The sequence below is a fragment of the Streptomyces minutiscleroticus genome (genome assembly GCF_014650875.1).
GTDB lineage: Bacteria > Actinomycetota > Actinomycetes > Streptomycetales > Streptomycetaceae > Streptomyces > Streptomyces minutiscleroticus.
Genome location: NZ_BMVU01000029.1, coordinates 1 through 25,523, shown reverse-complemented (window position 1 = coordinate 25,523; position 25,523 = coordinate 1). Strand labels below are relative to the sequence as shown.

Sequence of the window (25,523 nt, the reverse complement as noted above, 5' to 3'; positions counted from 1 at the left end):
CTCATTCTCCGGATCGTCCGTCCCCGTCGGCCGCGAGGGCCTGGTCGAGGACGCCGGGGAGCGCCTCCAGGAAGGCGTCCGCCTCGTCGTCGCGCAGGTTCAGCGGCGGCATCAGCCGTACGACATCGGGGGCGGGCGCGTTCACCAGGAGGCCGGCGTCCTGAGCCGCCTGCTGCACCTTCGGCGCGAGCGGCTCGGTGAGCACGATACCCAGCAGCAGTCCCGCACCCCGGACGTGGTCGACGAGCCGGTGCCCGAGGGACTCGATTCCGCCGCGCAGCCGCTCGCTCGCCCGCTTGACGTTGTCGAGCAACCCCTCGGAGGCGATCGTGTCCAGGACGGCGAGCCCGGCGGCGCAGGCGACGGGGTTGCCGCCGAAGGTGGTGCCGTGGTGGCCGGGTTTGAGCAGCTCGGCCGCGCGGCCGAAGGCGACGGTCGCGCCCAGGGGCAGTCCGCCGCCCAGCCCCTTGGCGAGGGTGACGACGTCGGGCAGGACGCCCTCGTGCGCCTGGTACTCGAACCAGTGGCCCGTCCGGCCGACGCCCGTCTGGACCTCGTCCAGGACGAGGAGCGCGCCGGTGGCGGCCGTGATCGCGCGGGCGGCCTTGAGGTAGCCGGGGGGCGGCACGACGACGCCGTTCTCGCCCTGGATCGGCTCGATGACCACCAGCGCGGTCTCCTCGGTGACCGCGGCGGCCAGTGCCTGCGCGTCGCCGTAGGGGACGTGGGTGACGTCGCCGGGCAGCGGCAGGAACGGCTCGCGTTTGCCGGGCTGGCCGGTGAGCGCGAGGGCGCCCATGGTCCGGCCGTGGAAGCCGCCGTCGGTGGCGACCATGTGCGGCCGCCCGGTCAGCCGGCCGATCTTGAAGGCGCCCTCGTTGGCCTCGGCGCCGGAGTTGCAGAAGTAGACCCGGCCGTCGCGGCCGAACAGCTCCAGCAGGCGCTCGGCGAGGGCGACCGGCGGCTCGGCCACGAAGAGGTTGGAGACGTGCCCGAGGGAGGCGATCTGCCGGCTCACGGCCTCGACGACCGCCGGGTGGGCGTGGCCGAGCGCGTTGACCGCGATGCCGCCGACGAAGTCCAGGTACTCCTTGCCGTCGGCGTCCCACAGCCTGGTGCCCGCGCCGCGGACGAGGGGCAGCCGCGGGGTGCCGTAGTTGTCCATGAGCGCGCCCCGCCACCGCCGGGTGAGCTCCTGGTTGGCCGTCGCGTCCTGCTGGGCGGTCATGCCGCTTTCCCCTCGTCGTCGTCCCGCTCGGCCGGCTCGTCCTGCGCGCCGGGCCCGTCCGGCACGACCATCGTGCCGATGCCTTCGTCGGTGAAGATCTCCAGCAGGATGGAGTGCTGCACGCGCCCGTCGATGACGCGGGCGGTGGTGACGCCGTTGCGCACGGCGTGCAGGCAGCCCTCCATCTTCGGCACCATGCCGCTGGCCAGATCGGGCAGCAGCCTCTCCAGCTCGCTGGCGGTGAGGCGGCTGATCACCTCGTCGCTGTTCGGCCAGTCCTCGTAGAGGCCCTCGACGTCGGTGAGGACCATGAGGGTCTCGGCCCCCAGCGCCGCAGCGAGTGCCGCAGCCGCCGTATCAGCATTGACGTTGTAGACATGTCCGTCGTCCTCACTGCGGGCGATGGAGGAGACGACCGGGATGCGGCCGTCCGCGAGCAGGGCCTCGATCGCGCCCGTGTCGATCTGCGTGATCTCGCCGACGCGTCCGATGTCGACGCGTTCGCCGTCGATCAGCGGCCGGTGTCTGGTGGCGGTGATGGTGTGCGCGTCCTCGCCGGTGAGACCGACGGCGAGCGGGCCGTGCTGGTTGAGCAGCCCGACCAGCTCGCGCTGGACCTGTCCGGCCAGCACCATCCGTACGACGTCCATCGCGTCCTCGGTGGTGACGCGCAGGCCCGCCCTGAACTCGCTGACGATGCCGTGCCGGTCGAGGGCCGCGCTGATCTGCGGGCCGCCGCCGTGCACGACGACGGGCTTCAGGCCGGCGTGCCGCAGGAAGACGACGTCCTGGGCGAAGGCGGCCTTCAGCTCCTCGTTCACCATGGCGTTGCCGCCGAACTTGATGACGACCGTCCTGCCGTGGTGCCGGGTCAGCCAGGGCAGCGCCTCGATGAGGGTCTGGGCCTTGGGCAGGGCGGTGTGCTTCCGCGTCGTTCCGTTGCTCATGAGGAGTAGGCGCTGTTCTCGTGGACGTAGTCGGCGGTGAGGTCGTTGGTCCAGACGGTGGCGGTCTCGGACCCGGCGGAGAGGTCGGCGACGATGTGGACCTCGCGGTAGCGCATGTCGACCAGCTCTCGGTCCTCGCCGACGGAGCCGTTCCGGCAGACCCAGACGCCGTTGATGGCGACGTTCAGCCGGTCGGGCTCGAAGGCGGCGGAGGTGGTGCCGATCGCGGACAGCACCCGGCCCCAGTTGGGGTCCTCGCCGTGGATGGCGCACTTGAGGAGGTTGTTGCGGGCGATGGAGCGGCCCACCTCGACGGCGTCGTCCTCGCTCGCCGCGCCCACCACCTCGATCTTGATGTCCTTGCTGGCGCCCTCGGCGTCGCGGATCAGCTGCTGTCCCAGGTCGTCGCAGACCGCGCGGACGGCCTCGGCGAACTCGTCGTACTCCGGGGCCGTGCCGGAGGCGCCCGAGGCGAGCAGCAGCACGGTGTCGTTGGTGGACATGCAGCCGTCGGAGTCGACGCGGTCGAAGGTGGTGCGGGTGGCGGCCCGCAGCGCCTTGTCGAGCGTGGCGCTGTCCACGTCGGCGTCGGTGGTGAGCACGACGAGCATGGTCGCCAGGCCCGGCGCGAGCATGCCGGCGCCCTTCGCCATGCCGCCGACGGTCCAGCCGGACCCCTCGCGGACCGCGGTCTTGTGCACGGTGTCGGTGGTCTTGATGGCGATGGCGGCCTTCTCGCCGCCGTGCTCGGACAGGGCGGCGGCGGCCCGCTCCACGCCGGGCAGCAGCTTGTCCATCGGCAGCAGCACGCCGATCAGGCCGGTGGAGGCCACGGCGACCTCGCCCGCGCCGACGCCCAGGACCTCGGCGGCCTTCTCGGCGGTGGCGTGGGTGTCCTGGAAGCCCTTGGGTCCGGTGCAGGCGTTGGCGCCGCCGGAGTTCAGGACGACGGCGGCCAGCTCGCCGGAGTTCAGGACCTGCTCGGACCACAGGACCGGCGCGGCCTTGACGCGGTTGGAGGTGAAGACGCCCGCGGCGGCGCGGCGCGGCCCGGTGTTGACCACGAGGGCCAGGTCCGGGTTGCCGTTCTCCTTGATCCCGGCGGCGATGCCCGCCGCCGTGAACCCCTTGGCTGCCGTGACGCTCACGGTGCGACTCCGATCGTGGAAAGCCCGGTGGTCTCGTCGAGTCCGAGGGCGATGTTCATGCTCTGGACGGCACCGCCCGCGGTGCCCTTGGCCAGGTTGTCGATGGCGCTGATCACGACGATCCGCCGCGCGTCCGCGTCGTACGCGACCTGCACGTGGACGGCGTTGGAGCCGTACACGGACGCCGTGGCGGGCCACTGGCCCTCCGGCAGCAGGTGCACGAACGGCTCGTCGGCGAAGGCCTTGGCGTACGCCTCGCGCACCGACTCGGCGGTGACGCCGGGCCTCGCCCTGGCGCTGCACGTGGCGAGGATGCCGCGCGGCATCGGCGCGAGGGTCGGCGTGAAGGACACGGAGACCCGCTCGCCGGCGGCCGCGCTGAGGTTCTGGATCATCTCGGGCGTGTGCCGGTGGACGCCGCCGACCCCGTACGGGGACATGGAGCCCATGACCTCGCTGCCCAGCAGGTGCGGCTTGGGCGCCTTGCCCGCGCCCGAGGTGCCGGACGCGGCGACGATCACGGCCTCGGGCTCGGCGAGCTGCGCGGCGTACGCCGGGAACAGCGCGAGCGAGACGGCCGTGGGGTAGCAACCGGGCACCGCGATGCGCTTGGACCCCTCCAGCGCGGCGCGGCCACCCGGAAGTTCGGGGAGGCCGTAGGGCCAGGTCCCGGCGTGCGCCGAGCCGTAGAACCGCTCCCAGTCGACCGCGTCCTTCAGCCGGAAGTCGGCGCCCATGTCGACGACGAGGACGTCCGGGCCGAGCTGCTCGGCGACGGCGGCGGACTGGCCGTGCGGCAGCGCGAGGAAGACGACGTCGTGGCCTGCGAGGACCTCGGCGGTGGTCTCCCGGAGCACGCGGTCGGCCAGCGGCAGCAGGTGCGGCTGCAGCGCGCCGAGGCGCTGGCCCGCGTTGGAGTTGCCGGTCAAGGCGCCGATCTCGACCTCGGGGTGGACGAGGAGCAGGCGCAGCAGTTCCCCGCCCGCGTATCCGCTCGCTCCCGCCACAGCCGCGCGTACCGTCATGAACCCTCCTCCTGGATGGCATGACTATACGTTTCTTTGCACGTTTATGCAATCTGTCCCCGATCTCCGTCCGGGGTGCCCGGCCGGAAAAGGTCGACGCGCCGCCGTTCACCCGACCGGGCGGGACTTATCCCCGGGCCGTTCTCGTTGCACCTGCCGTAGCCGGCCGCTGCGGCGGCACCGAGGACGGAGGGACCGGAAGCGATGGACGACACCACGACCGCGGACCGCGGAGCACCGAACGCCCTGAAGGAGGCCGTCGGACGGCACGGCGTCTGGAGCATCGCCCTGCGCTCGGAGGACCCGGCGCGGCACGGCGAGATCGCGGAGGCCGCCGCCGAACTGGAGGAGCTCGGCTTCGGGGCCGTCTGGCTGGGCGGCAACAGCAACCCGGCGCACGCGGCGCCGCTCCTCGACGCGACGACGCGGCTCGTCGTGGCCACCGGCATCCAGAGCATCTGGGAGCACGACGCCGAGGACACCGCCCGCCGCCTCGCCACCGTGGAGGCCGCGCACCCCGGCCGCTTCCTGCTCGGGCTCGGGGTGAGCCACGCCAAGCTCGCGGACCAGTACCGCCGCCCCTACGCCGCCATGGTCGCCTACCTGGACGCGCTGGACGCCGCGGGCGTCTCCGCCGGGCGGCGCGTGCTGGCCGCGCTCGGCCCGAAGATGCTGCGGCTCTCCCGCGACCGGGCCGCCGGTTCGCACCCGTACCTGGTCACCCCCGAGCACACGGCGCAGGCCCGCGAGATCCTGGGGGACGGCCCGCTGCTGGCGCCGGAGCTGAAGGTGGTCCTGGACACCGACCCGGACCGCGCCCGCGCCACGGCCCGCGCCTACCTCGCCCCCTACCTGGAGCTGCCGAACTACGCCCGGAACTTCCTGCGGCTCGGCTTCACCGAGGACGACCTCCTGGAGGGCGGCAGCGAACGCCTCGTCGACGCGGTGTTCGCCTGGGGCGACGAGAACCGCGTCCGCGCCGCCGTCGACCTCTTCCACGACGCGGGCGCCGACCACCTGGCCCTCCAGCTGGTCGGCGACGACCCCCGGGAGGACCTCCCGCGCGAGGGCTGGCGCCGCCTGGCCCAGCTGCTGGACTGACGCGGGGAGCGGGGAGGACGACGGCCCGCCGCCCGCCGGAGGGTGGGCCGCCGTCCTCCGCTCCCCCCACACGCCGCCTCCGCCCGATCGCCGGTGCCGGACGGGCGCCGGGTAGGCTCACGTCCCCGGCGTCCGCGCGGCAGCGGCACCGGCCGAGCAGCGGGAACGGGAAGGAGCGACGCCATGGCCACCGAGTTGCGGCCCGTGCCCGACGTCCTCGCGTACCTGGCCGGGAGGTGGCGGGTCGAGCGCACGGTGCGGGACCTGGCCACGGGCGACGAGGGGCGCTTCACCGGCACCACCGCCTTCACCCCGCTGGACGGCGGCGGGCTGCTGCACCACGAGAGCGGCACCTTCGTGTGGCGGGGCGTGCCGCGGCCGGCCGAGCGCACGCTGCGGTTCCTGCCGGGCGGTACGGCGGGCCGCGCCGACGTGCGCTTCGCCGACGGGCGCCCCTTCCACGACCTGGACCTGACGACCGGGCGGCACGTCGCGGACCACCCGTGCGCGGCCGACCTCTACCGGGGCGAGTTCACCGCGCTCGACGCGGACCGCTGGCGGACCGTGTGGCGGGTGGGCGGCCCGGCCAAGGACCTCCTGCTCACCACCGACTACGCGCGGGTCGCCGAGGATCGGGGCGATCCGGCCTAAGGCCGCAGGGGCTGCGGGAACGCCCCGTCGAAGCGCAGGTTCCAGCGCCCGGCCCACCCCGTGACCGCGGTCGTCGACAGCGGGCGCACGTCGATGTTCCAGTACGTCGCCAGCGGGGCCCGCAGCACGTAGACGAGGGCGGCGCGCACGACCGACGGCTCGGCCACGGCGACGATGCGGCCGCCGTCGTCGGCCGGGCGGGTGTCCAGCCACTCGCCGACCCGGCCGACGAAGGTCAGCAGCGACTCACCGCCGTGCGGCGCGGTGCGCGGATCGGCGAGCCAGGCGTCGACCGCCGCGGGCTCGCGGGCCATCGCCTCGCCGAGCGTGAGCCCGCGCCACCGGCCCATGTCGCAGTCGCGCAGCGCGAGCTGCACCAGCGGGCCGAGGCCGAGGGCGTCGCCGGTGGCCCGGCTGCGCGGCGCCGGCGAGCAGTAGCGCAGCTCGGCGGCCGCGTACGGGATCAGCGCGGGCGCCACGAGCTGCACCTCGTCCCAGCCGGCCTGGTCGAGGGGCCTGTCGTCGTCGAAGCGCTCGGCGAGCAGCGAGGAGCAGCGAGCCGCGGCGATGAACGTGACCCGAACATGCATGCCGCGATGTTCGACCGCCCGGCCGGGCCGGTCAAGAGGGGTAACCGACGGTACATCCGCCACGGCACCGGCAGGGCCGGTCACCACGGCGTCGGCGGGTGCGCCCACTGCGGCACCGGTCGACCAGGCCGCCGCGACACCGGGCGGTCCGCCCGCCGCGACACCGGGCGGCCCGGACCGCCACGGCGCCGACGGACCTCACCTCCACGGCACCGGCCGGTCCGACCACCGCGGCACCGGCCGGAGCGCCCGCCGCGGCACCGAACGGCCCGGCCGCCATGGCCCCGGCCCGGCCGTCATGGTCCCGGTCGGCCCGGCCGACGCGGCGCCGGTCAGTACGGCCGCAGCACCTCGTCGCACGCCGTGCGCAGCCTCCGTACGCCCTCCTCGATCTCCGCCGTACCGGCGACGCCCACGAAGCTCAGCCGCACGTGGGGGGCCGGCGGCTCGGCGCTGAAGTACGGGCGGCCCGGGGCGACGGCCACGCCCGCGCGCAGGGCGGCGGCCAGCAGCGCCCCCTCGTCCGTGCCGTCGGGCAGCCGCAGCCACAGGTGGTAGCCGCCGGACGGGACGTGCGGCAGGGCGAGTTCGGGCAGGTGGCGGCGGAGCGCCGCCGTCATCGTGTCGCGGCGGGCCCGCAGCTCGGCCGCGACCGACCGCAGATGGCGGGGCCAGGCGGGCGAGCCGACGAGTTCGAGGGCCGCCTCCTGGAGCGGGCGCGGCACGAAGAAGGTGTCGACGATCTGGATGGCCCGCAGCCGCTCCAGGACCGGCCCGCGGGCGGCGAGCGCGCTCACCCGGAAGCTCGGCGAGGTCGCCTTGGTGAGCGAGCAGACGTGCACGACCACGCCGTCGGGGTCGTCGGCGGCCAGCGGGCGCGGCAGCGGTCCCGCGTCCTCGTGCACGAGACGGCGCACGAAGTCGTCCTCGATCACGAAGGCGCCGGCGTCGCGCGCGATGCGCAGCACCTCGCCCCGGCGCGCGGCGGAGAGCACGGCGCCGGTCGGGTTCTGGAAGAGCGGCTGGCAGACGAGGACGCGGGCGCCGGTCGCCGCGAACGCGTCGGCGAGCAGCTCGGGCCGTACGCCGTCGCGGTCCACCGGCACCGGCACGGGCCGCAGCCCCGCGGCGCGGGCGATGGCCAGCATGCCCGGGTACGTGGGCGACTCCACGAGGACCGGGGCTCCCGGCGGCGCGAGCGCGCGCAACGCGGTGGTCAGGGCCGACTGCCCGCCCGAGGTGATGAGCACCTCGGCGGCCGTGACGGGGCCGCCGATGCCGCGCGCGAACCACTCGCGCAGCTCCGGCACCCCGTCGACCGGCGGGCGCGCCCAGGCCCCGGGCCGGCGGCCCGCGCGGGACAGGGCGGCGGCCATGGCCCGCTCGGGCTGGAGCGAGGGGTGCAGGTAGCCGCCGTTGAACTCCACGACGCCGGGCGGCGGGGAGGCCAGCGAGACCACCACGCCGGAGGCGTCGACCGTGCGCGGCACCAGTTCGGCGGAGGCGTCGGCGCTGAGGGCGACCTCCTGCCACGAGGTGTCCCCGGCGGCCGGGGCGGTGGCGCGGGCCCGCGCCCGGAACGCCCCGGCGCCCGGCCTGGTGGTCACCAGGCCCTCGGCGGAGAGCTGCGCCAGCGCCCGTGACACGGTCACGGGGCTCACGCGGAACCGCTCGACGAGCGCCCGGCTCGACGGCAGCTTCTCACCGGGAGAGTAGCGGTTCAGCTCGTCCCGCAGCCTTTCCACCAGTTCGGCCACGCTGCTACGCTCTTGCATGACAGCACAGGATAGCGCTACCGCCGAGACCTCGATAGCAGTGCCGAGTCCGGCGTCCGAAGCCGGACCGACGGGACAGGGACAGGTCTCCGGCTCCGGCTCCGGCTCCGGCTCCACCGCACCCGCCGTATCCGGTACCGCCCCCGCTTCCCCCGGGAGGGACCGCGCGCTCCACCGGGGCGGTCTCCTCCAGGCCGCCCTCGGCGTCGTCGCGTTCTCGCTCACCTTCCCCGCCACCGCCTGGGGCCTGGAGGGCTTCGGCCCCTGGTCGCTGGTGGCCGTGCGCAGCGTGCTCGCGGCCGTCGTCGCGGGCGGCTGCCTGCTGATGCTGCGCGTACCACTGCCGGAGCGGCGGCACCGGGCGGGCCTCGTGGTCGTCGCCGCGGGCGTCGTGCTCGGCTTCCCCCTGTTCACGACGCTCGCCCTGGAGACCTCGACCACCGCGCACGCCGCCGTCGTCGTGGGCCTCCTGCCGCTGACCACCGCCCTGTTCTCCGCGCTCCGCGTCGGCGCCCGCCCGTCGCGGACCTTCTGGGCCGCGGCCCTGGCCGGCGCGGCCGCGGTGATCGCTTTCACCGTGCAGCAGAGCGGCGGCGCCCTGTCCGGCGCGGACGGCTACCTCTTCGCCGCGCTGCTGGTCTGCGCCGCCGGTTACACCGAGGGCGGCCGGCTGGCCCGGGTCATGCCCGGCTGGCAGGTCATCGGCTGGGCGCTGGTGCTCTGCCTGCCGCTCACCCTGCCGGGCGCGCTCGTGGCCCTGTCGTACGAGCCGGTCGCGCTGAGCGCGCACAGCGTGACCGGCCTGCTGTGGGTCGCGGTGGGCTCGCAGTTCCTGGGGCTCGTCGTCTGGTACCGGGGCATGGCCGCCATCGGCATCCCGAAGGCCAGCCAGCTGCAGCTGGCCCAGCCCCTGCTGACCCTGGTGTGGTCGGTGCTGCTGCTGGGCGAGCACCTCACCCCGGCCGCGCCGCTGACCGCCGCGGCCGTGCTCGTCTGCATCGCCGTCACCCAGCGGGCGCGCGGCTGACGGGCCGGTACGCACCGGGTCCGACGGGCGCAGCCCGCCGTAGACTTGCGGCCACGGAACGCTCCCTTCGCACGAGACGAGGAGGCATCCCGATGCGCGCAAGGGTGGGCGACCAGCTGGTGGTGCACGGCCGGACCGTCGGACAGCACGACCGGGTCGCGGAAGTCGTCGAAGTGCTGGGCGCCGACGGTGCCCCTCCGTTCCGCGTCCGCTTCGAGGACGGGCACGAGGCCGTCATGTCGCCCGGCCCGGACGCGGAGATCCGCCACCGGCACACCGCCCGCTGACCCGGCCCGGCACGGCGGCCGGTGACGGCACGGCGCGGCGGCCGGCCGGTGAAGGGGCGGCGGACGCGGAGCACGCGGCCCCGGCGCGGCGGCCGCCGCCTCAGCGCGGCCGTCGCGCCGCCTGCCCGTAGTGGTCGGCGACCACACGCGCCATCGCGCCGATCCGGTCCTCGGCCACCTCCTTCGCCGAGAAGAAGGCGTGCCCTTCCACCTGCGGGTACTGCTGCGCCAGCGCGAGGTGGCGGGAGAGTTCGGCCGGGTCCTGCCAGGCTTCCGGCTGCGCCGGGTCTCCTGCCTTGTAGAGCGCCTCCCCCACGTACAGCCGCGTGCCGCTGCCCCGGGCCGTCTCCGCCCACCAGGGCAGCAGCTTCGCGTAGTCGGCCGCCTCGAAGCCGATGTTCCAGTACAGCTGCGGGCAGATGTAGTCGATCCAGTGCTCGCGCACCCACGTCCGGGTGTCCGCGTACAGGTCGTCGTACGTCTGGACGCCCGCCCGGGTGTCCGAGCCGAGCGGATCGGTCGCGGCGTTGCGCCACACCCCGAAGGGGCTGATGCCGAACCGCACGCCGGCCCGGGCCGCCCTGACGCGGTCCGCCGTCTCGCGCACCAGCAGGTCGATGTTGTTGCGCCGCCAGGCCGCCCGGTCCTCGAAGCCGCCCCCGTGCTCCGCGAAGGCCGCGTCGTCGCCGAACTCCTGGCCCGCCACCGGGTACGGGTAGAAGTAGTCGTCCCAGTGCACGGCGTCCACCTCGTACCGGGTCACCGCGTCCAGCATCGCGTCCTGGACGAAGGCCCTGACCTCGGGCAGCCCGGGGTTGTAGTAGAGCTTCCCGCCGTAGGCCACCGCCCAGTCGGGGTGCAGGCGCACGGGGTGCTCCGGGACGAGCCGCCCGGGGTCGGCGTGGGCGGCGACCCGGTACGGGTTGAACCAGGCGTGCAGTTCGAGACCGCGCGCGTGGGCCTCGCTGACCGCCGTGCCCAGCGGGTCCCAGCCGGGGTCCTGCCCCTGGACCCCGGTCAGGCACTGCGCCCACGGCTCGTACGGCGAGGGCCACAGGGCGTCCGCGGTGGGCCGCACCTGGAGGATCACCGCGTTGAGCCGGCGGCGCACGGCCGTGTCCAGGTGGGCGAGGAGTTCGGCGCGCTGCTCGGCCGCGGGCAGCCCCGGCTTCGAGGGCCAGTCGCGGTTGGCGACGGTCGCCAGCCACATCCCGCGCAGCTGCGGCGCGGCGGGCGCCCGCCCGCCCGGGGACGGCACCGCGGCGGCGTCCCGCGCCATGACGAGTCCCGAGACCGCGGCCAGCGCGAACGCCCGACGTGAGAGCCGCCCCATGGTCCACCCCCGACTCACCGGATCCGCCCCGTCACGGACCGTCGTACCGGCCAGCATGCCCGACCCGGCGGGCCGCTCCACGGAGGACGGCGGGTAACGTGCTCGAACGGAGCAGGCACCGACGACGGGACCTGCCACGTTCGTGGACCAGCGAAAGGGACGAAGTGACGACGCACATCCCCGGAGACATCGCACGCGTCGGAGTGGTGGGCTGCGGCCAGATGGGGGCGGGCATCGCCGAGGTGTGCGCCCGCGCCGGCCTGGAGGTGAAGGTCGCCGAGACCACCGGCGAGGCCCTGGAGATCGGCCGCGCCCGGCTGTTCACCTCGCTCTCCAAGGCCGCGGAGCGCGGCAAGATCTCCGCGGAGGAGCTGGACGCGACGCAGGCGCGGCTGAGCTTCACCACGGACCTGGGCGAGTTCGCCGACCGCGATCTGGTCATCGAGGCCGTCGTCGAGAACGAGCAGGTCAAGACCGAGATCTTCCAGGTGCTCGATCAGGTGGTGACCCGTCCGGACGCGATCCTGGCCTCCAACACCTCCTCGATCCCGCTCGTGAAGCTCGCGGTCGCCACCTCGCGCCCCGACCATGTCATCGGCGTCCACTTCTTCAACCCGGCCCCCGTGCAGCGGCTGGTCGAGCTGATCCCGGCCCTGACCACCTCGGAGGGCACGATCAGCCGGGCCCAGCTGCTGGTCGAGAAGGTGCTGGGCAAGCACGCGATCCGTGCCCAGGACCGCTCCGGCTTCGTCGTCAACGCCCTGCTCATCCCCTACCTCCTCTCGGCGATCCGGATGTTCGAGTCCGGCATCGCCAGCCGCGAGGACATCGACAACGGCATGGAGCTGGGCTGCGCGCACCCGATGGGCCCGCTGAAGCTGTCCGACCTGATCGGCCTCGACACCGTCGCCTCGGTCGCCCACTCGATGTACGAGGAGTACAAGGAGCCGCTGTACGCCGCTCCCCCGCTGCTGCAGCGCATGGTCGACGCGGGCCGGCTCGGCCGGAAGACGGGCTCGGGCTTCTACACGTACGCCTGAGCCCCGTGCGTCCCGGTCCCGCCGAACGCACGCCCCGCTCCCGGTGCGCGCACGCCTCCCTCCGGTCACGTTCCGCTTCCCGCGGCCGCTACGGAGCGTGAGGACGACACGGGCCCGGCACTCCCTCGGAGTGCCGGGCCCACGCCATTCACACACCGTGTGCGCGCTCAACTCGCATATGCCGCGCGCACACGCTCCCCACGCGTCCACCAGGCGAGTTGACTTTCCGTGTCACGCAACCGTTGTCACGACCACGGAAAGGAGCGGATTCGTGTCCGCCGAGCCCGAGCCGCCCATCGTCCACGGAGAACTCGCCGAGTTGCGCCGGAGCCTCGAAGTGGGTGTCGCCCGTATCGAGGGAGGCCTGGCCCTGCTCACCCAGCGCGACGAGCAGACCATGAAGGATCTGGAGGAGCTGAGCGCCCGGATCGTCGCGCTGGAACACACCCGGTGGCCCCTGCCCACCCTGGCCGCGCTCACCGCCGTAGGGGCACTGGCCCTGGCGGTCTGGCAGGCCTTCGGCCGCTGAGCGGGCACCCACCGGGCGCGGGAGAGCGGCACGTCAGGTCAACGTGTCCTGCCCGAGCCTGAGATGGTGCAGGAGGAGCAGGGCGGCCGCCATGTTGGCGGCCGGGACCTCGCCCCGGGCGACCATGTCGGGGACGAGCTTGAGGGGGACCCACTCCCGGCGGTCCGACTCGAAGTCGTCCACGGGGTGCCCGACGTACTCACCTTCGTCGGCCCAGTAGATGTGGTGCCGGGCGTCGGTGAGTCCGTTGGACGGTTCGACGCTCATCAGGTGGTGCAGGGGCCCCGGCCGCCAGCCGGTCTCCTCCTCCAGTTCGCGGGCGGCCGCGGCCGCGACGTCCTCGCCGTCCTCGACCACGCCCGCGGCGAGCTCCCAGCCCCAGCTGTCGGTGATGAAGCGGTGCCGCCACAGCAGCAGCACCTCGTTGGCCTCGTTGACCACCGTGGCGACGGCGACGGGCCGCAGCCGTATCAGGAAGTGGTCGAGGTGCCGGCCGTCCGGCAGCTCGACATCGGCGAGATTGACGCTGAACCAGCGATTGGCGTACACAACTTGTTCGTTCTGTTTCGTCCACTGCACGGTTCTGCCACCTTCCGCTAAGTAGATGGCAATATCGCAGCAGGAGGGCGTGCTCACAGCAGGCGCACGAGGGGCCGCTCGCAGCACGGCGGTGGGCGCGGAGTCCGCCGTCGCGGCCGTGCGGTGCCGGCCGGCGGCGGTGTCCGACGGTCCTGCCGCAGCGGTGAGGGGCGGTCCGGCCGCCCCTCACGGGGCCCGGTCCGCGGCGGTGCGCGCGGGCCCTACAGAGGGACCCGCAGCGCGCCGTCGATGAGTTCGGCCGCCTCGGCCGTGCCCGCGCCGCCGTTGCGCGCCAGGTGCTCCCGCGCCGCGCGCAATCTGTCGCGCAGCCGCTGCGACTCCATGCCGCGCGCGCGTTCCGCCATCTCCGCCGCGGCGACCGCGGCCCGGTCCGCGTTGCCCTGGCGCAGCTCGATCTGGCTGAGCACGGCGAGCCGGTGCACCCGGCCCCGGTCGTGGGCGGGGGTGTCCACGGCGGCCTCGGCGTGCTCGCGCGCCGCCGCCAGGTCCCCGAGGCTCAGCAGCGCCTCGGCCACCTGCACGTTCACCAGGCCGGGCTGGACGTAGCCCGTCTCGTCCGGCTCGTGCCCGCGCAGGATCCGCTCGGCGGCCGACTCGGCCCGCCGGATGCAGTCCAGCGCGCTGCTGCCGTCGCCGAGGTGCGCGTACGCCTTGGCCTGCATCGCGTACAGGTCGGAGGCGAGCGCCGGCGTGATGTGCCGCCCGGCGGTGCGCAGCGCCGCCTCCGCGAAGGCGACGGCCTGGCGGTACTCCCGCATGAACAGCGCCTGGTTGACCAGCAGCGCGATGACGTACGCGCCCAGGGCCCGGTCGCCGCTGGCCTTGGCCAGCCGCAGCGCCTGGTGGAAGTAGCGCTGGGCCAGGCCGTGCGCGTCGGAGTCGTAGGCGCAGATGCCGGCGATCGCCACCAGCCCGCCCGTGGCACGGTGCAGCTGGCGGCCGGTCTCGTCGGTGTAGCCGCCCCGCAGCAGGGGCGCCGCCTCGGCGTTGAGGAAGCCGACGACGCGGGTGCGGACCGCGACGCCGCCGGCCTTGCGGTACATCTGCTCGTAGTGCGCGCGGGCCGCCCGCAGCATCTCGATGTCGGCCATGCTCACCCGCTGCCGCCCGCCGCGCGAGACGTCCACGTCCTCGGGCGGGTTCTCCCACTCCCACACGGGCATCACGGCGGGGGTGCCGGTGACCGCCGGTGCGCCGAGGAGGTACGCGCGCTGCTGCTCGTCGGAGCGCCACAGCGCGGTGGCCCGCTCGACGAAGCCGGAGAGCGACCCGGCGTGCGCGGGCGACGGCCGCCCCGGCACGCCGAGCCCGATGTCGTCGAGCGTCACCGGCCGGTGCAGCCGGGCCGCGAGCACCTCGCAGATCAGGTCGGGCACCTGTCCGCGCGGGCGCTGTCCCTTGAGCCACCGGGCCACCGCGGTGTGTTCGTACCGCAGCGCGAGACCGCGTGTCCGCCCCGCCTGGTTGACGTGCGCGGCGAGACCGGCGTGCGAGATGCCGGCCTCGTCCAGGATCGCGTCGAGCAGAGTGTTGGGCTGCATGGAAGGCCCCTCCGATGGCTCGGTACGGCCAGACTAGTGCGTCCCGGTTCACACGGGGTGTGAACGGAACGCCCGGATCCGTCCAGTGCGCGCACTGGTGCGGGAGGGGCCCCGCCGGTTGACTGAACTGCCTCGCAAGAGGCCGGCCGGGCCGCCGGCTCCCCCTCGTACAGTGCGGCGGCCCTCCTCCGCGCCGTCCGTTCCGCCGCCTGCCCGACACATCCGCGGCGGGGCGGGCGGCGCGCGCCGGGCCGGCCTTCGCGCGGGAGGAGAGCCGGGCGCGTCGCCGAAGGGCACGTGCGAGCTCCGCGGCCTCGGGGTTCACGTGACGCGATGCGCCCGGCGCCCGACCGGTGCGCCCTGCCGGCGGGGGGCCTGTCTGCGGTCGTTGCGCAGGACGAGGACGGCCGCGTCGTCGCCGGGCGGGCCGCCGGCGTGCCGCAGGAGGCGGGCGAGGACGGTGCTCAGGACGGCGTGCGGCAGGACGGGTCCGGTCCGGCCCCCGCACCCGGCGCCCAGGGCCTCGGCGAGCACGGCGGGCAGCGGGAAGAACCGGCCGCGGGCGTCGCGGGCGTCCTCGACCCCGTCGGTGTGCAGGACGAGGGTCTCGCCCGGCAGCAGCCGCCCGCAGCCGAGGACGGGCAGCTCGGCCGGGAGCGGGAAGAGCCCGAGGGGCGGCAGCGGGCCGTCGCCGGCGAGCGGCGCCACCCGGCCCCGCCCGCCGTCCGGCGCGGTGGCGTCCTCGCGCAGCACGTACGGCCACGGGTGACCGCAGTTGAGCGCGCGCATCCGCCCGTCGTGGCCGATCTCAAGGAGCAGCAGGGTGACGAACTCCTCGGCGACCGGGTGCTCGGGCTCCACGCCGTGCGCGGGGTGTTCGGCCCGGGCCCGTTCCCGCAGGTGCCGGGCGTGCGCCCGCTCCAGTCTGCGCAGGACGCCGTCGAGCGCGGCCTCGTCGTGCACCGCCTCGCGGAAGCTGCCGAGCACGGCGGCGACGGTGCCGAGGGCGGCGATGCCGTGGCCGCGGACGTCGCCCATGACGACCCGTACGCCGTGCTCGGTGCCGAGCGCCTCGTACAGGTCGCCGCCGACGGTGGCGCCGCGGTCGGCGGCGAGCCGGGCCGCGGCGACGCGCAGGCCGTCGAGGCGCGGGGGCAGCGGCCGCAGGAGCACGTCCTGCGCGGCGCCCGCCACCCGGCGGACCTGCCGCAGCTCGCGCAGCAGCCCCCGCCTCACGTGCAGGACCAGGCCCGTGCCGACCACGAGGAGGACGGCGCTGGTGACGAGGCGGGCGCCGAGGCCGTCCTGCCGGGCGAGCGGGCAGGCCAGCTCGTAGGTGACGGCGACGGCGCCCCAGACGGCGGGCATCCCCGTGCCCGGCGTACGGCGTACGGCCCGCGGGCCCGCGCGGCCGAGGGCTCCGGCGAGCGCGGCGCGGGGGCCGTCCGTGCGGCCCGTGCGGCGCGGTGCGGCGCGCGGGGCTCCGCGGCGGGCCGCGGCGGGGAGGGCGCCTCTCGGCGCGGGCCGTGCGGACCTCCGGAGCGTGTGCCCTGTCCTGCGGGGAACCCCGACTCTGCTGCGATTCATGCCGTTGGCCCCCCAATAGGCCCGGTAGCACAGATCGGCCCCACGAGGACCGGGACCGATTCTTTCGACCGGGTGCCCCGGCCGGGCGGGATCGTCCCGACGTGCCACCCGAAGGAGTGAGCGGGCGATCACCGTGCCGCCGTACGTCCGTACGAGCCCTCCCCGCGCCGTGGCCGCCCGGGCAGGGCCTTTCGAGGACCGCCCCTCGTGGCCGTCCGGACGGCCACGAGGGGCGCACCCGGCGGTCCGGATGCGCCCCTCGGTCGGGACCTCGCGGGGCACGCGGCCCCGGTCGCGTCAGGCTCCGCGCAGCACCGCCCCGGTGCGCTCGGCCGCCACGGCGACGGCCGCGTCGCGGGCCGCGGTGGCCTCCTCGACGGTCAGCGTGCGGTCGGGGGCGCGGAAGCGCAGCGCGTACGCCAGCGACTTTTGGCCCTCACCGAGCTGCTCCGCGTTCTCGTAGACGTCGAACAGCCGGATCGACTCCAGCAGTTCACCCGCGCCCTCGCGCAGCGCGGCCTCCACCCCGGCGTGCGGGACGGACGCGTCGACGACCAGCGCGACGTCCTGGGTGGCGACCGGGAAGGTGGAGATGCGCGGCGCCCTGGGCAGTCCGGCGCTCGCCTCCTCCAGCGCGTCCAGGTCGAGCTCCATGGCGGAGGTGCGCGCGGGCAGGCCCAGCGTCTTGAGCACGCCGGGGTGCAGCTCGCCCGCGTGGCCGACGACGCGCTCGGTGCCGCCGGCCGTCACGACGAGTTCGGCGCACCGGCCGGGGTGCCACGGACCGTACTGGCCCTTGCGCACCGTCAGCGGCGTCCCCGCCTCGCGGGCGACGACGCGCGCCGCCTCGACGGCGTCGGCCCAGGTCTCCGGGTGGCCCTTGCCCCACCAGCCGGCCTGCTCGCGGGCGCCCGTCAGGACGACGGCGGCGTGCCGGGGCTGCTCGGGCAGCGCCGCGGTCAGCGACGCGAGCTCCTCGTCGGTGGGCCGGCGGTCCACGGGCAGCCGGCCGGCGACGCGTGCCTCGCCCCGGGCCCGGAAGACGAGCCCGGTCTCGAACAGCGCCAGGTCGTGGCTGCCCCGGCCGTCGTTGCGGCGCAGCGCGCCGAGCAGGCCCGGCAGCAGCGTCGTACGGAGGCCCGGCTCCTCGTCGGAGAGCGGGTTGACCAGCTTCACGACCCGGCGGGCCGGGTCGTCGGCGGCCAGGCCGAGCTGGTCGAGGACCTGCTCGCCCAGGAACGGGTAGGTCGGCGTCTCGACGTACCCGGCGCCGGCCAGCGCGCGGCCGACGCGGCGGTGCAGCCGCTGGCGGGCGGTCAGCCCGCGGCCGGCGGGCGGCTTGGGCAGCGTGGAGGGCAGGTTCTCGTAGCCCTCCAGCCGGATGACCTCCTCGGCCAGGTCGTTCGGGTCGGTCAGGTCGGGCCGCCAGGACGGGACGGTGACGATCAGCTCGTCCTGCCCGTAGACGTCGCAGCCGATCTCCTGGAGCCGGCGCACGACGGTCTCGCGGCCGTACGCGACGCCCGCGACCCTGTCCGGGTGGTCCGCCGGGACGGTGATCGTGCGCGGCGCGGAGGGCGCGATGACCTCGGTGACGCCGGCGTCGGCGGTGCCGCCCGCGAGGAGCACGAGCAGGTCGACGGTGCGCTGGGCCGCGGCGGAGGCGGCCAGCGGGTCGACGCCGCGCTCGAAGCGGCGGGACGCCTCGGAGGACAGCTTGTGGCGGCGGGCCGTGCGGGCCACGGAGACCGCGTCGAAGTGCGCGGCCTCGATCACCACGTCGGTGGTCGCGGTCTCCTCACCGTGGTCCGCGATCTCGGTGTCGGCACCGCCCATGACGCCCGCGAGGCCGATGGGCCCGCGCTCGTCGGTGATCACCAGGTCCTCGGCGTCGAGCACGCGCTCGACCCCGTCGAGGGTGGTGAGCTTCTCGCCCTGCCCGGCCCGGCGCACTCCGATCGCGCCCTGGAGCCGGGAGCGGTCGTACGCGTGCAGGGGCTGGCCGAGCTCCAGCATCACGTAGTTGGTGACGTCGACGGCGAGCGAGACGGCGCGCATGCCGGCCTTCTGCAGGCGGCGCTGCAGCCAGATCGGGGAGCGCGCCTCGGGCCGCAGCCCGGTGACCACGCGGGCCGTGAAGCGGTCGCAGGCCAGCGGCTCGGAGACCTGCACCGGGTAGCCGTACGGGTTCGGCGCCGGCACGTCCAGCAGCGCCGGGTCGCGCAGCGGCAGGCCGTAGGCGATGGCGGTCTCGCGGGCCACGCCGCGCAGCGACAGGCAGTAGCCCCGGTCCGGGGTGACGGCGATGTCGAGGACCTCGTCGACGAGCTCGAGGAGCTCGATCGCGTCGGTGCCGGGCTCGTACTCCGGCGGCAGCACGATGATGCCCTTGGTGCCGTCGTCGCCCATGCCCAGCTCGTCGCTGGAGCAGATCATGCCGTGCGAGACCTTGCCGTAGGTCTTGCGCGCGGAGATCGCGAAGCCGCCGGGCAGCACGGCGCCCGGGAGGACCACGACGACCTTGTCGCCGACCGCGAAGTTGCGGGCGCCGCAGACGATCTCCTGGGGCTCACCGGTGCCGTTGGCGGTGCCGACGTCGACGGTGCAGAAGCGGATCGGCTTCTTGAAGCCCTCCAGCTCCTCGATGGTCAGCACCTGGCCGACGACCAGCGGGCCCTTGAGGTCGGCGCCGAGCTGTTCGACGGTCTCGACCTCCAGACCGGCCGAAATGAGCTTGGCCTGGACGTCGCGCCCGGTCTGAGTCGCCGGCAGGTCGACGTACTCCCGCAGCCAAGAAAGCGGGACCCGCATCAGATCTCCATCCCGAACGGCCGGGTGAACCGGACGTCACCCTCGACCATGTCTCGCATGTCTTCGACGTTGTGGCGGAACATCAGCATCCGCTCGATGCCGAACCCGAAGGCGAATCCGCTGTACTTCTCGGGGTCGACGCCGCAGGCGGTCAGCACCCGCGGGTTGACCATGCCGCAGCCGCCGAGCTCGATCCAGCCCTCGCTGGAGCACGTGCGGCAGGGGCGGTCGGGGTCGCCGACGGACTCGCCCCTGCAGACGTAGCAGAGCATGTCCATCTCGGCGGACGGCTCGGTGAAGGGGAAGTAGTTCGGGCGCAGCCGGGTCTTCATGTCCTCGCCGAAGAGCGCGCGGACCATGTGGTCGAGCGTGCCCTTCAGGTCGGCCATGGTCAGGCCCTCGTCGACGGCCAGCAGCTCGATCTGGTGGAAGACCGGGGTGTGCGTGGCGTCGAGCTCGTCGGTGCGGTACACCCGGCCGGGGCACACCACGTAGACGGGCGGCTCGCGGTCGAGCAGGGCGCGGGCCTGCACCGGGGAGGTGTGCGTGCGCAGCACGACGCCGGACTCCTCGCCCCGGGCGCCCTTCGGGCCCTGGACGAAGAAGGTGTCCTGCATCTGCCGGGCCGGGTGGTCCGGGGTGAAGTTCAGGGCGTCGAAGTTGAACCACTCCGCCTCGGCCTCGGGGCCCTCGGCGATCTCGTAGCCCATGGAGACGAAGACGTCCGCGACCCGCTCCATCATGGTGGTCAGCGGGTGCCGGGCGCCGGCGGGGACGCGGTCGTAGGGCAGCGTGACGTCCACGGCCTCCTCGACCAGGACGCGCGCGTCGCGCTCGGCCTCCAGCTCGGCCTGGCGGGCGGCGAGGCCCTTGTTCACGGCGCCGCGGGCCTGGCCCACGCGCTTGCCGGCGTCGGCCTTGGCGTGCGGGGGCAGCGCGCCGATCTCCCGGTTGGCCAGGGCCAGCGGCGAGGTGCCGCCGGTGTGGGCGACCTTGGCCTCCTGGAGCGCTTCGAGAGAGTCCGCGGCCGCGAAGGCGGCGAGCGCCTCGTCCCGCATGCGCTCGATCTCTTCCGGTTTCAAGGCCTCGACCTCAACAGGGTCGTACGACTTATTCGGTGCCGACATCTCTTCCCGTGCTTCCGGTTGGCTGGCTGGAGGTCCCCGTCGCGACGCATGGGCGCGTCGTCCGGCTCAGGACGCAAAGGTGCCAAAGGCCGAGTCTAACGGGGGTGCGGGCGTCGCCCGGACGACCGGTCCGCGGGGACCGGCGCGGCGGCGTGAGGCGCCCGTGGGCGGACCGGCCTGCGCTACAGCAGATGGGCCGGGGTGCCCACGGGCAACGTAAATCGGAACTGGGCGCCGCCGCCGGGGGCGCGCCCGACCGTGATGGTGCCGCCGTGGGCCTCGACGATGCCCTTGACGATGTAGAGCCCGAGGCCGGTGCCGCCGCGCTTGCTGCCCCGCCAGAAGCGGGTGAAGACGCGGTTCATGGACTCCTCCGGGATGCCGGGTCCCTCGTCGCTCACCGTGACCGACGTGGCGGCCTCCTCCCGCTCGCGCGGGGAGGCCGAGGGCTCGATGTCGATGGTGACGGTTCCCTCGCCGTGCCGCACCGCATTTTCCAGCAGGTTGCTGAGCACCTGGTCGATCTTGTCGGGGTCGGCCCACAGCTCGGGCAGCGGGTGCCCGATGCGCAGCAGGAACCGGTCGGCGGACTGCCCGGAGGCGACGTACGCCTGGATGTGGCGGCCGACCGCGGCCCCGATGTCGACGGGCTGGCGGCGTACCTCCAGGCGCCCGGAGTCGATGCGGGAGATGTCGAGGAGCTCGGCGATCAGCCGGGTGACGCGGTTGGCGTCGGCGTCGACGGTCTCCAGCATCAGCTTCTTCTGGTCGTCGGTGAACCGCTCCCACTTGGCGAGGAGCGTGGCCGTGAAGCCCTTCACCGAGGTCAGCGGGGAGCGCAGCTCGTGGGCGACCGTGGCGATCAGCTCGGCGTGGCTGCGCTCGGTGCGGCGGCGCGCCTCGGTGTCACGCAGGCAGACGATCACGCGGCGGACCGGCCCGGTGGGCTCGTCGCGCACGTAGCGCGCCGAGACCAGCACCTCGCGGCCGCCGGGCAGCAGCAGGTTGCGCTCGGGCTGGCCGACCCGGATGGCCAGCCCGCGGTACGGGTCGGTCAGCTGCCACCAGCGGCGGCCCTCCAGGTCCTCCAGCGGCAGGGCGTGCTCCAGCGCGCTGCCGAGCGCCCGCTCGGCGGGCAGGGCGGTGATACGGGCGGCCGCGGCGTTGAAGCAGACCACGCGGCCGTGCTCGTCGGCGATCACCAGGCCGTCGGGCAGGTCGTCCGGGCAGAGGCCGAGCTCGGCGAGGTCGCCGTGCCGGGGCGCGGGCGGCCGCCGCGCGTCCCGCGTCTTCAGCGGTCTGCTGGTGCCGACACTCATCCCCGCACCCCACCTCTCCTCCGGCGTCGGGGGGCCTCCCTGCGCACGGGCCTCCCCGCTCGGGCCGGGCGGGCGCCCGGGAGGATCCCCGAGCCCGTCACCCTACTAGCCGGAAGTGACGGAACGGCACCCTCCGGAGCCGCGCTGGGCGCGGGCCGACGCGTAGAGACATACGGCGGCGGCCGTCGCGAGGTTCAGGCTCTCCGCCTTTCCGTGGATCGGGACCCGTACGACGGCGTCCGCGAGGGCCCGCGTCTCCTCCGGCAGACCCCATGCCTCGTTGCCGAAGACCCAGGCGGTGGGGGTGCCCATGGTGCCCCGGTCCAGCTCGTCGTCGAGGTCCTGCTCCCCCGCCCCGTCGGCGGCCAGGACCCGCACCCCGGCGTCCCGCAGCCCCCGGACCGCCTGCTCCACGGGGACGCCGACGGCGACCGGCAGGTGGAACAGCGAGCCGACGGAGGCGCGCACGGCCTTGGGGTTGTAGAGGTCGACGGAGGCGTCGGTGAGGACGACGGCGTCGGCGCCCGCGGCGTCGGCGCAGCGCAGCACCGTGCCGGCGTTGCCGGGGTCGCGGACGTGCGCGAGGACGGCGACCAGGCGCGGCCGCGCGCGCAGGACGTCCTCGAAGGGGGTGTCCAGGAAGCGGCAGACGCCGACGAGGCCCTGCGGGGTGACGGTGGTGGAGATGTCGGCGATCACCTCCTCGGAGGCGAGGTGGACGCGGGCCCCCGCGTCCCGGGCGGCGGCGACGATGTCGGCGTACCGCTCGGCGGCCTCCGCGGTCGCGAACAGCTCGGCGAGCGTCGCGGCGCCGTGGGCGCGGTGCCCGGCCGCCTCCCGCACGGCCTGCGGCCCCTCGGCCAGGAACAGCCGTTCCTTCCCCCGGAAGTTCCGCTTCGCCAGCCGCCGCGCGGCGGACACGCGCGACGAACGCGGGGAGATCGGTTCGGGGGCGGCGGTCATGCGGTGCACCTTCGGGTCGGAGTGGACGGCGGGGAGGGGCGGGCGGTACGGGTTCGTCCGGTACGGCCGAGGACCGACCGGGCGTGGCCCCGGCCGCACCCGGCCACGAGGTGGCCGGTTGCGGCCCCGCCCAGCCTCCCACCAGCTCATCGGCCCGGCCGCCGGGACGAGCCCGGAGAGCCGCCGGGCGCGGGCTCGCCCGGTACCGCCGTGGACGGCCGGACACGGGCTCGGCCGGTACGGCCATGGGGTCCGCCGGGCGCGGCGCCGGACGGTTCGGCCGCGCACCGGCGGGGTTCGGCCCGCCATGCCCTGCCCCCGGCCCGCCGGGTCGGGCTCGCGGGACGCGCATCGGCCGGCCGGGCCGGAACGGGCCGTCGCGCCGGACGCGGGGCGGCGGCCGGGCGGGCCGTCCGGGGCGGCGGCGCGTGGGGGCCGGTTCCGCGGCGGTACGCGGCGGCCGGTCCGCCGGGCAGGGCCCGGACACACGCGGACCCGCAGGCCCGAAGCCTGCGGGTCCGGTTCACGTCCGGGTGCTGCGCGATGCTCAGGCAGCGGCCTTGGGCGCGTTGACGTCCGACGGCAGAGCCTTCTGCGCGACCTCGACGAGCGCGGCGAACGCGTTGGCGTCGTTGACGGCCAGCTCGGCCAGGATCTTGCGGTCGACCTCGATGTTCGCGGCCTTCAGACCCTGGATGAAGCGGTTGTAGGTGATGCCGTTGGCGCGGGCAGCGGCGTTGATGCGCTGGATCCACAGCTGCCGGAAGTCGCCCTTGCGCTTCTTGCGGTCGTTGTAGTTGTAGACCAGCGAGTGGGTGACCTGCTCCTTGGCCTTGCGGTACAGGCGCGAACGCTGACCGCGGTAGCCGGAGGCCTGCTCGAGGATCGCCCGGCGCTTCTTGTGGGCGTTGACTGCCCGCTTGACGCGTGCCACTTTTAACTCCTTGTAGCGGGGCCGCGGTTGGACTCACACGGCCCGAGAACGACTGGGTCCCGGTTCGAGATCAGGCGCGCGCATGGGGCGCGCCCGGGCTCACTGGCCGAGAAGCTTCTTGATCTTCTTGGCGTCGCCCGGGGCCATCTCGGCGTTGCCGGTGAGGCGACGCGTCAGACGGGACGACTTGTGCTCGAGCAGGTGGCGCTTGCCGGCGCGCTCACGGAGCACCTTGCCGGAGCCGGTGACCTTGAAGCGCTTGCTGGCACCGCTGTGCGACTTGTTCTTCGGCATGGCGCCGTTCTCTCCTCGTCGGTGGCGCTTCGGTGCCCGGTCGCGAAACCGGGCACAACGAAGCGTCGCTCTTCTATCGATTGCATCCCTGGACCCGTGTCCAGGGACTCCTGGACCCGCGCCCCGGGATCAGGCCTCGGCGGGTGCCTCGGCCGACTCCTCGACCGGGACATCGGCGGCGTTCTGCGAGCGGCCGGGGTTGGCCTTCGCATCCGCCTTGCGGGCCGCCTGGGCCTCACGGGCCTCGGCCATCGCCTCGGTCTTCTTCTTGTGCGGACCGAGAACCATGATCATGTTGCGGCCGTCCTGCTTCGGATTCGACTCGACGAAACCGAGGTCCTGGACGTCCTCCGCGAGGCGCTGCAGCAGCCGGTAGCCGAGCTCCGGCCGGGACTGCTCGCGACCACGGAACATGATCGTGATCTTGACCTTGTCGCCCTGCTTGAGGAACCGGACGACGTGACCCTTCTTGGTGTCGTAGTCGTGCGGGTCGATCTTCGGCCGGAGCTTCATCTCCTTGATGACCGTGTGCGCCTGGTTCTTGCGCGCCTCACGGGCCTTCATGGCCGACTCGTACTTGAACTTCCCGTAGTCCATGAGCTTGCACACGGGCGGACGGGCGTTCGCCGCGACCTCGACCAGGTCGAGGTCGTACTCCTGCGCAAGCTCCAGGGCCTTGGCAAGCGGGACAATCCCGACCTGCTCGCCGCTGGGACCGACAAGTCGCACCTCGGGAACGCGAATCCGGTCGTTGATGCGGGGCTCGGCGCTGATGGATCCTCCTCGGTAGCACCACACGACTGTCTGGGGGACAGCCGCGTATGTCTGGATGACACTGGGACCAACCGTCGCGGCGCAGAAAAAATGCCCCGGACGGTGCACAGGCGGGACTCCGAGACGCCGGAGCACCGCCGCAGTGACCCGCGGGGCGCTGTTCGGGCGGCTCCATCGTCCGTACGGAACGATGGCGGCCGCCTGACCGGTGACCCGCCGTCCCGGAGGACGGTCAGGTGGGAGATCGGAGCCTCCACTTGTGGGTCGGTCACACACGTGTCCGACCGGTCGTAACTCAAGGTTAGCAGCTCCGCGGGACAGGTGCTAACCGCGGTATGCGGGGCTCCCGCGACCGGGCGGGCCCGTGCCGGGGCCTATCGTGTGGGGCATGAGTGACACCTCCCCTGAGACGCCCGACTTCACCGCCATGGCCCGCGACATCGCCGAGGTCCCTGCGGTCGAGGTGATCGTGACGGTCGCCGTCAACCTGATGAGCGCCGCCGCCGTGAAGCTGGGGCTGACCGAGGAGGGCGACGAGCACAAGGATCTCGACGAGGCCCGCAAGCTGGTGCACGCACTGGCCGGCCTGCTCGACGCGAGCGCGACCGAGATCAGCTCCTTCCACGCGGCCCCGCTGCGCGACGGCCTGAAGTCACTGCAGCTGGCCTTCCGCGAGGCGTCCCTCGTGCCGGACGAGCCGGGCCAGGGCCCGGGCGAGAAGTACACCGGCGCCGTCTACGGCTAGTGCCGTGACCGGAAAGGCTGCCGTGGGCTCGCGGCGTCCGGTGCGGTGCGTCGCAAGGCGGAGGACCACCCTCGTACCGGGCGTACCCGGGTGGCTCCGACAACGCGGCGTGGGGGTCCCCCCTGCTCGAAGAGCCAGGGGGAGTGC

24 protein-coding genes are annotated in these 25,523 nt (G+C 74.4%); 7 read left to right on the top strand and 17 right to left on the bottom strand.

The genetic code is table 11. The annotated features are described in order from the left end of the window. Position 1 precedes the first annotated feature (1 nt). From IE271_RS25000 to argC, 4 genes are read right to left on the bottom strand one after another with little or no spacing between them, the layout of a single operon-like run. Complete coding sequence (locus IE271_RS25000) at positions 2-1,228, bottom strand: acetylornithine transaminase (RefSeq protein WP_190192682.1); 1,227 nt, start codon at positions 1,226-1,228, stop codon at positions 2-4. Next, complete coding sequence (argB, locus tag IE271_RS24995) at positions 1,225-2,175, bottom strand: acetylglutamate kinase (protein ID WP_190192681.1); 951 nt, start codon at positions 2,173-2,175, stop codon at positions 1,225-1,227. The genes IE271_RS25000 and argB overlap by 4 nt, the downstream gene beginning before the upstream one ends. Continuing rightward, positions 2,172-3,323 (bottom strand): bifunctional glutamate N-acetyltransferase/amino-acid acetyltransferase ArgJ, encoded by a 1,152-nt coding sequence (argJ, locus tag IE271_RS24990; protein ID WP_190192680.1) that lies wholly within the window; start codon positions 3,321-3,323, stop codon positions 2,172-2,174. The genes argB and argJ overlap by 4 nt, the downstream gene beginning before the upstream one ends. Further along, entirely contained in the window at positions 3,320-4,348 is a 1,029-nt protein-coding gene (gene argC, locus IE271_RS24985; RefSeq protein WP_190192679.1) for an N-acetyl-gamma-glutamyl-phosphate reductase, read from the bottom strand. Before argC ends, argJ begins: the two co-directional genes overlap by 4 nt. Before the next feature lie 204 nt (positions 4,349-4,552). On the opposite strand from argC, the gene IE271_RS24980 reads away from it, so the two are divergent. Together IE271_RS24980 and IE271_RS24975 are read left to right on the top strand one after the other, a co-directional pair. Continuing rightward, positions 4,553-5,449: an LLM class F420-dependent oxidoreductase gene (locus IE271_RS24980; RefSeq protein ID WP_190192678.1), complete on the top strand. Its 897-nt coding sequence runs from the start codon at positions 4,553-4,555 to the stop codon at positions 5,447-5,449. Between the two features lie 183 nt (positions 5,450-5,632). Further along, the gene (locus tag IE271_RS24975) at positions 5,633-6,100 is read left to right on the top strand and encodes a DUF6314 family protein (RefSeq protein ID WP_190192677.1); all 468 of its coding nucleotides are present in this window, start codon (positions 5,633-5,635) and stop codon (positions 6,098-6,100) included. Here IE271_RS24975 and IE271_RS24970 read toward each other — a convergent pair. Further along, entirely contained in the window at positions 6,097-6,690 is a 594-nt protein-coding gene (locus IE271_RS24970) for a histidine phosphatase family protein (RefSeq protein WP_190192676.1), read from the bottom strand. The two genes, IE271_RS24975 and IE271_RS24970, sit on opposite strands and share 4 nt — an antisense overlap. A 332-nt stretch (positions 6,691-7,022) precedes the next feature. After that, positions 7,023-8,465 (bottom strand): aminotransferase-like domain-containing protein, encoded by a 1,443-nt coding sequence (locus IE271_RS24965; protein ID WP_190192675.1) that lies wholly within the window; start codon positions 8,463-8,465, stop codon positions 7,023-7,025. Here IE271_RS24965 and IE271_RS24960 point away from each other — a divergent pair. Then, positions 8,464-9,492, top strand: a complete 1,029-nt coding sequence (locus tag IE271_RS24960) for a DMT family transporter (protein WP_190192674.1) — start codon at positions 8,464-8,466, stop codon at positions 9,490-9,492. The genes IE271_RS24965 and IE271_RS24960 overlap by 2 nt on opposite strands. A gap of 92 nt (positions 9,493-9,584) precedes the next feature. Further along, a complete protein-coding gene (locus IE271_RS24955; RefSeq protein WP_190192673.1) occupies positions 9,585-9,779 on the top strand; it encodes a DUF1918 domain-containing protein in 195 nt (64 codons plus the stop codon). Between the two features lie 100 nt (positions 9,780-9,879). On the opposite strand, the gene IE271_RS24950 is transcribed toward IE271_RS24955, so the two are convergent. Continuing rightward, positions 9,880-11,058 carry a glycoside hydrolase family 10-like protein gene (locus IE271_RS24950; protein ID WP_444546145.1) on the bottom strand — a complete coding sequence of 393 codons (1,179 nt, stop codon included), beginning with the start codon at positions 11,056-11,058 and terminating at the stop codon, positions 9,880-9,882. 218 nt (positions 11,059-11,276) lie between these two features. Here IE271_RS24950 and IE271_RS24945 point away from each other — a divergent pair, with 218 nt between their 5' ends. Together IE271_RS24945 and IE271_RS24940 are read left to right on the top strand one after the other, a co-directional pair. Continuing rightward, the gene (locus IE271_RS24945) at positions 11,277-12,152 is read left to right on the top strand and encodes a 3-hydroxybutyryl-CoA dehydrogenase (RefSeq protein ID WP_308435212.1); all 876 of its coding nucleotides are present in this window, start codon (positions 11,277-11,279) and stop codon (positions 12,150-12,152) included. 271 nt (positions 12,153-12,423) lie between these two features. Then, positions 12,424-12,681: a hypothetical protein gene (locus tag IE271_RS24940; protein ID WP_190192671.1), complete on the top strand. Its 258-nt coding sequence runs from the start codon at positions 12,424-12,426 to the stop codon at positions 12,679-12,681. Positions 12,682-12,714: 33 nt separating this feature from the next. Here the strand turns inward: IE271_RS24940 and IE271_RS24935 are convergent, their stop codons facing one another. The 10 genes from IE271_RS24935 to infC all read right to left on the bottom strand — a co-directional run bounded on the left by IE271_RS24935 (position 12,715) and on the right by infC (position 24,655). Continuing rightward, positions 12,715-13,260: an NUDIX domain-containing protein gene (locus tag IE271_RS24935; RefSeq protein ID WP_190192670.1), complete on the bottom strand. Its 546-nt coding sequence runs from the start codon at positions 13,258-13,260 to the stop codon at positions 12,715-12,717. Between the two features lie 221 nt (positions 13,261-13,481). Beyond that, positions 13,482-14,822: an NsdA family TPR-like regulatory protein gene (locus IE271_RS24930; protein ID WP_190192669.1), complete on the bottom strand. Its 1,341-nt coding sequence runs from the start codon at positions 14,820-14,822 to the stop codon at positions 13,482-13,484. 321 nt (positions 14,823-15,143) lie between these two features. Next, a complete protein-coding gene (locus tag IE271_RS24925) occupies positions 15,144-16,190 on the bottom strand; it encodes a PP2C family protein-serine/threonine phosphatase (protein WP_190192668.1) in 1,047 nt (348 codons plus the stop codon). A gap of 516 nt (positions 16,191-16,706) precedes the next feature. Continuing rightward, positions 16,707-19,220, bottom strand: coding sequence for a phenylalanine--tRNA ligase subunit beta (pheT, locus tag IE271_RS24920; protein ID WP_190192667.1), 2,514 nt, complete (start codon positions 19,218-19,220; stop codon positions 16,707-16,709). Then, on the bottom strand, positions 19,220-20,347 hold the full coding sequence (gene pheS / locus IE271_RS24915; protein WP_190192666.1) for a phenylalanine--tRNA ligase subunit alpha: 1,128 nt from the start codon (positions 20,345-20,347) through the stop codon (positions 19,220-19,222). Before pheS ends, pheT begins: the two co-directional genes overlap by 1 nt. A 182-nt stretch (positions 20,348-20,529) precedes the next feature. Then, positions 20,530-21,666, bottom strand: coding sequence for a sensor histidine kinase (locus tag IE271_RS24910; RefSeq protein WP_190192665.1), 1,137 nt, complete (start codon positions 21,664-21,666; stop codon positions 20,530-20,532). Positions 21,667-21,771: 105 nt separating this feature from the next. Further along, positions 21,772-22,629: a TrmH family RNA methyltransferase gene (locus IE271_RS24905; RefSeq protein ID WP_190192664.1), complete on the bottom strand. Its 858-nt coding sequence runs from the start codon at positions 22,627-22,629 to the stop codon at positions 21,772-21,774. 547 nt (positions 22,630-23,176) lie between these two features. Further along, on the bottom strand, positions 23,177-23,563 hold the full coding sequence (gene rplT / locus IE271_RS24900; protein WP_071267962.1) for a 50S ribosomal protein L20: 387 nt from the start codon (positions 23,561-23,563) through the stop codon (positions 23,177-23,179). A 99-nt stretch (positions 23,564-23,662) separates the two neighbouring features. Continuing rightward, on the bottom strand, positions 23,663-23,857 hold the full coding sequence (gene rpmI, locus IE271_RS24895) for a 50S ribosomal protein L35 (protein ID WP_190192663.1): 195 nt from the start codon (positions 23,855-23,857) through the stop codon (positions 23,663-23,665). 129 nt (positions 23,858-23,986) lie between these two features. Beyond that, positions 23,987-24,655 carry a translation initiation factor IF-3 gene (gene infC, locus IE271_RS24890; RefSeq protein ID WP_190192662.1) on the bottom strand — a complete coding sequence of 223 codons (669 nt, stop codon included), beginning with the start codon at positions 24,653-24,655 and terminating at the stop codon, positions 23,987-23,989. A gap of 364 nt (positions 24,656-25,019) precedes the next feature. Between infC and IE271_RS24885 the strand changes: the two genes are divergently transcribed. Then, complete coding sequence (locus IE271_RS24885; RefSeq protein ID WP_190192661.1) at positions 25,020-25,376, top strand: DUF1844 domain-containing protein; 357 nt, start codon at positions 25,020-25,022, stop codon at positions 25,374-25,376. The last annotated feature ends 147 nt before the right edge of the window (positions 25,377-25,523 follow it).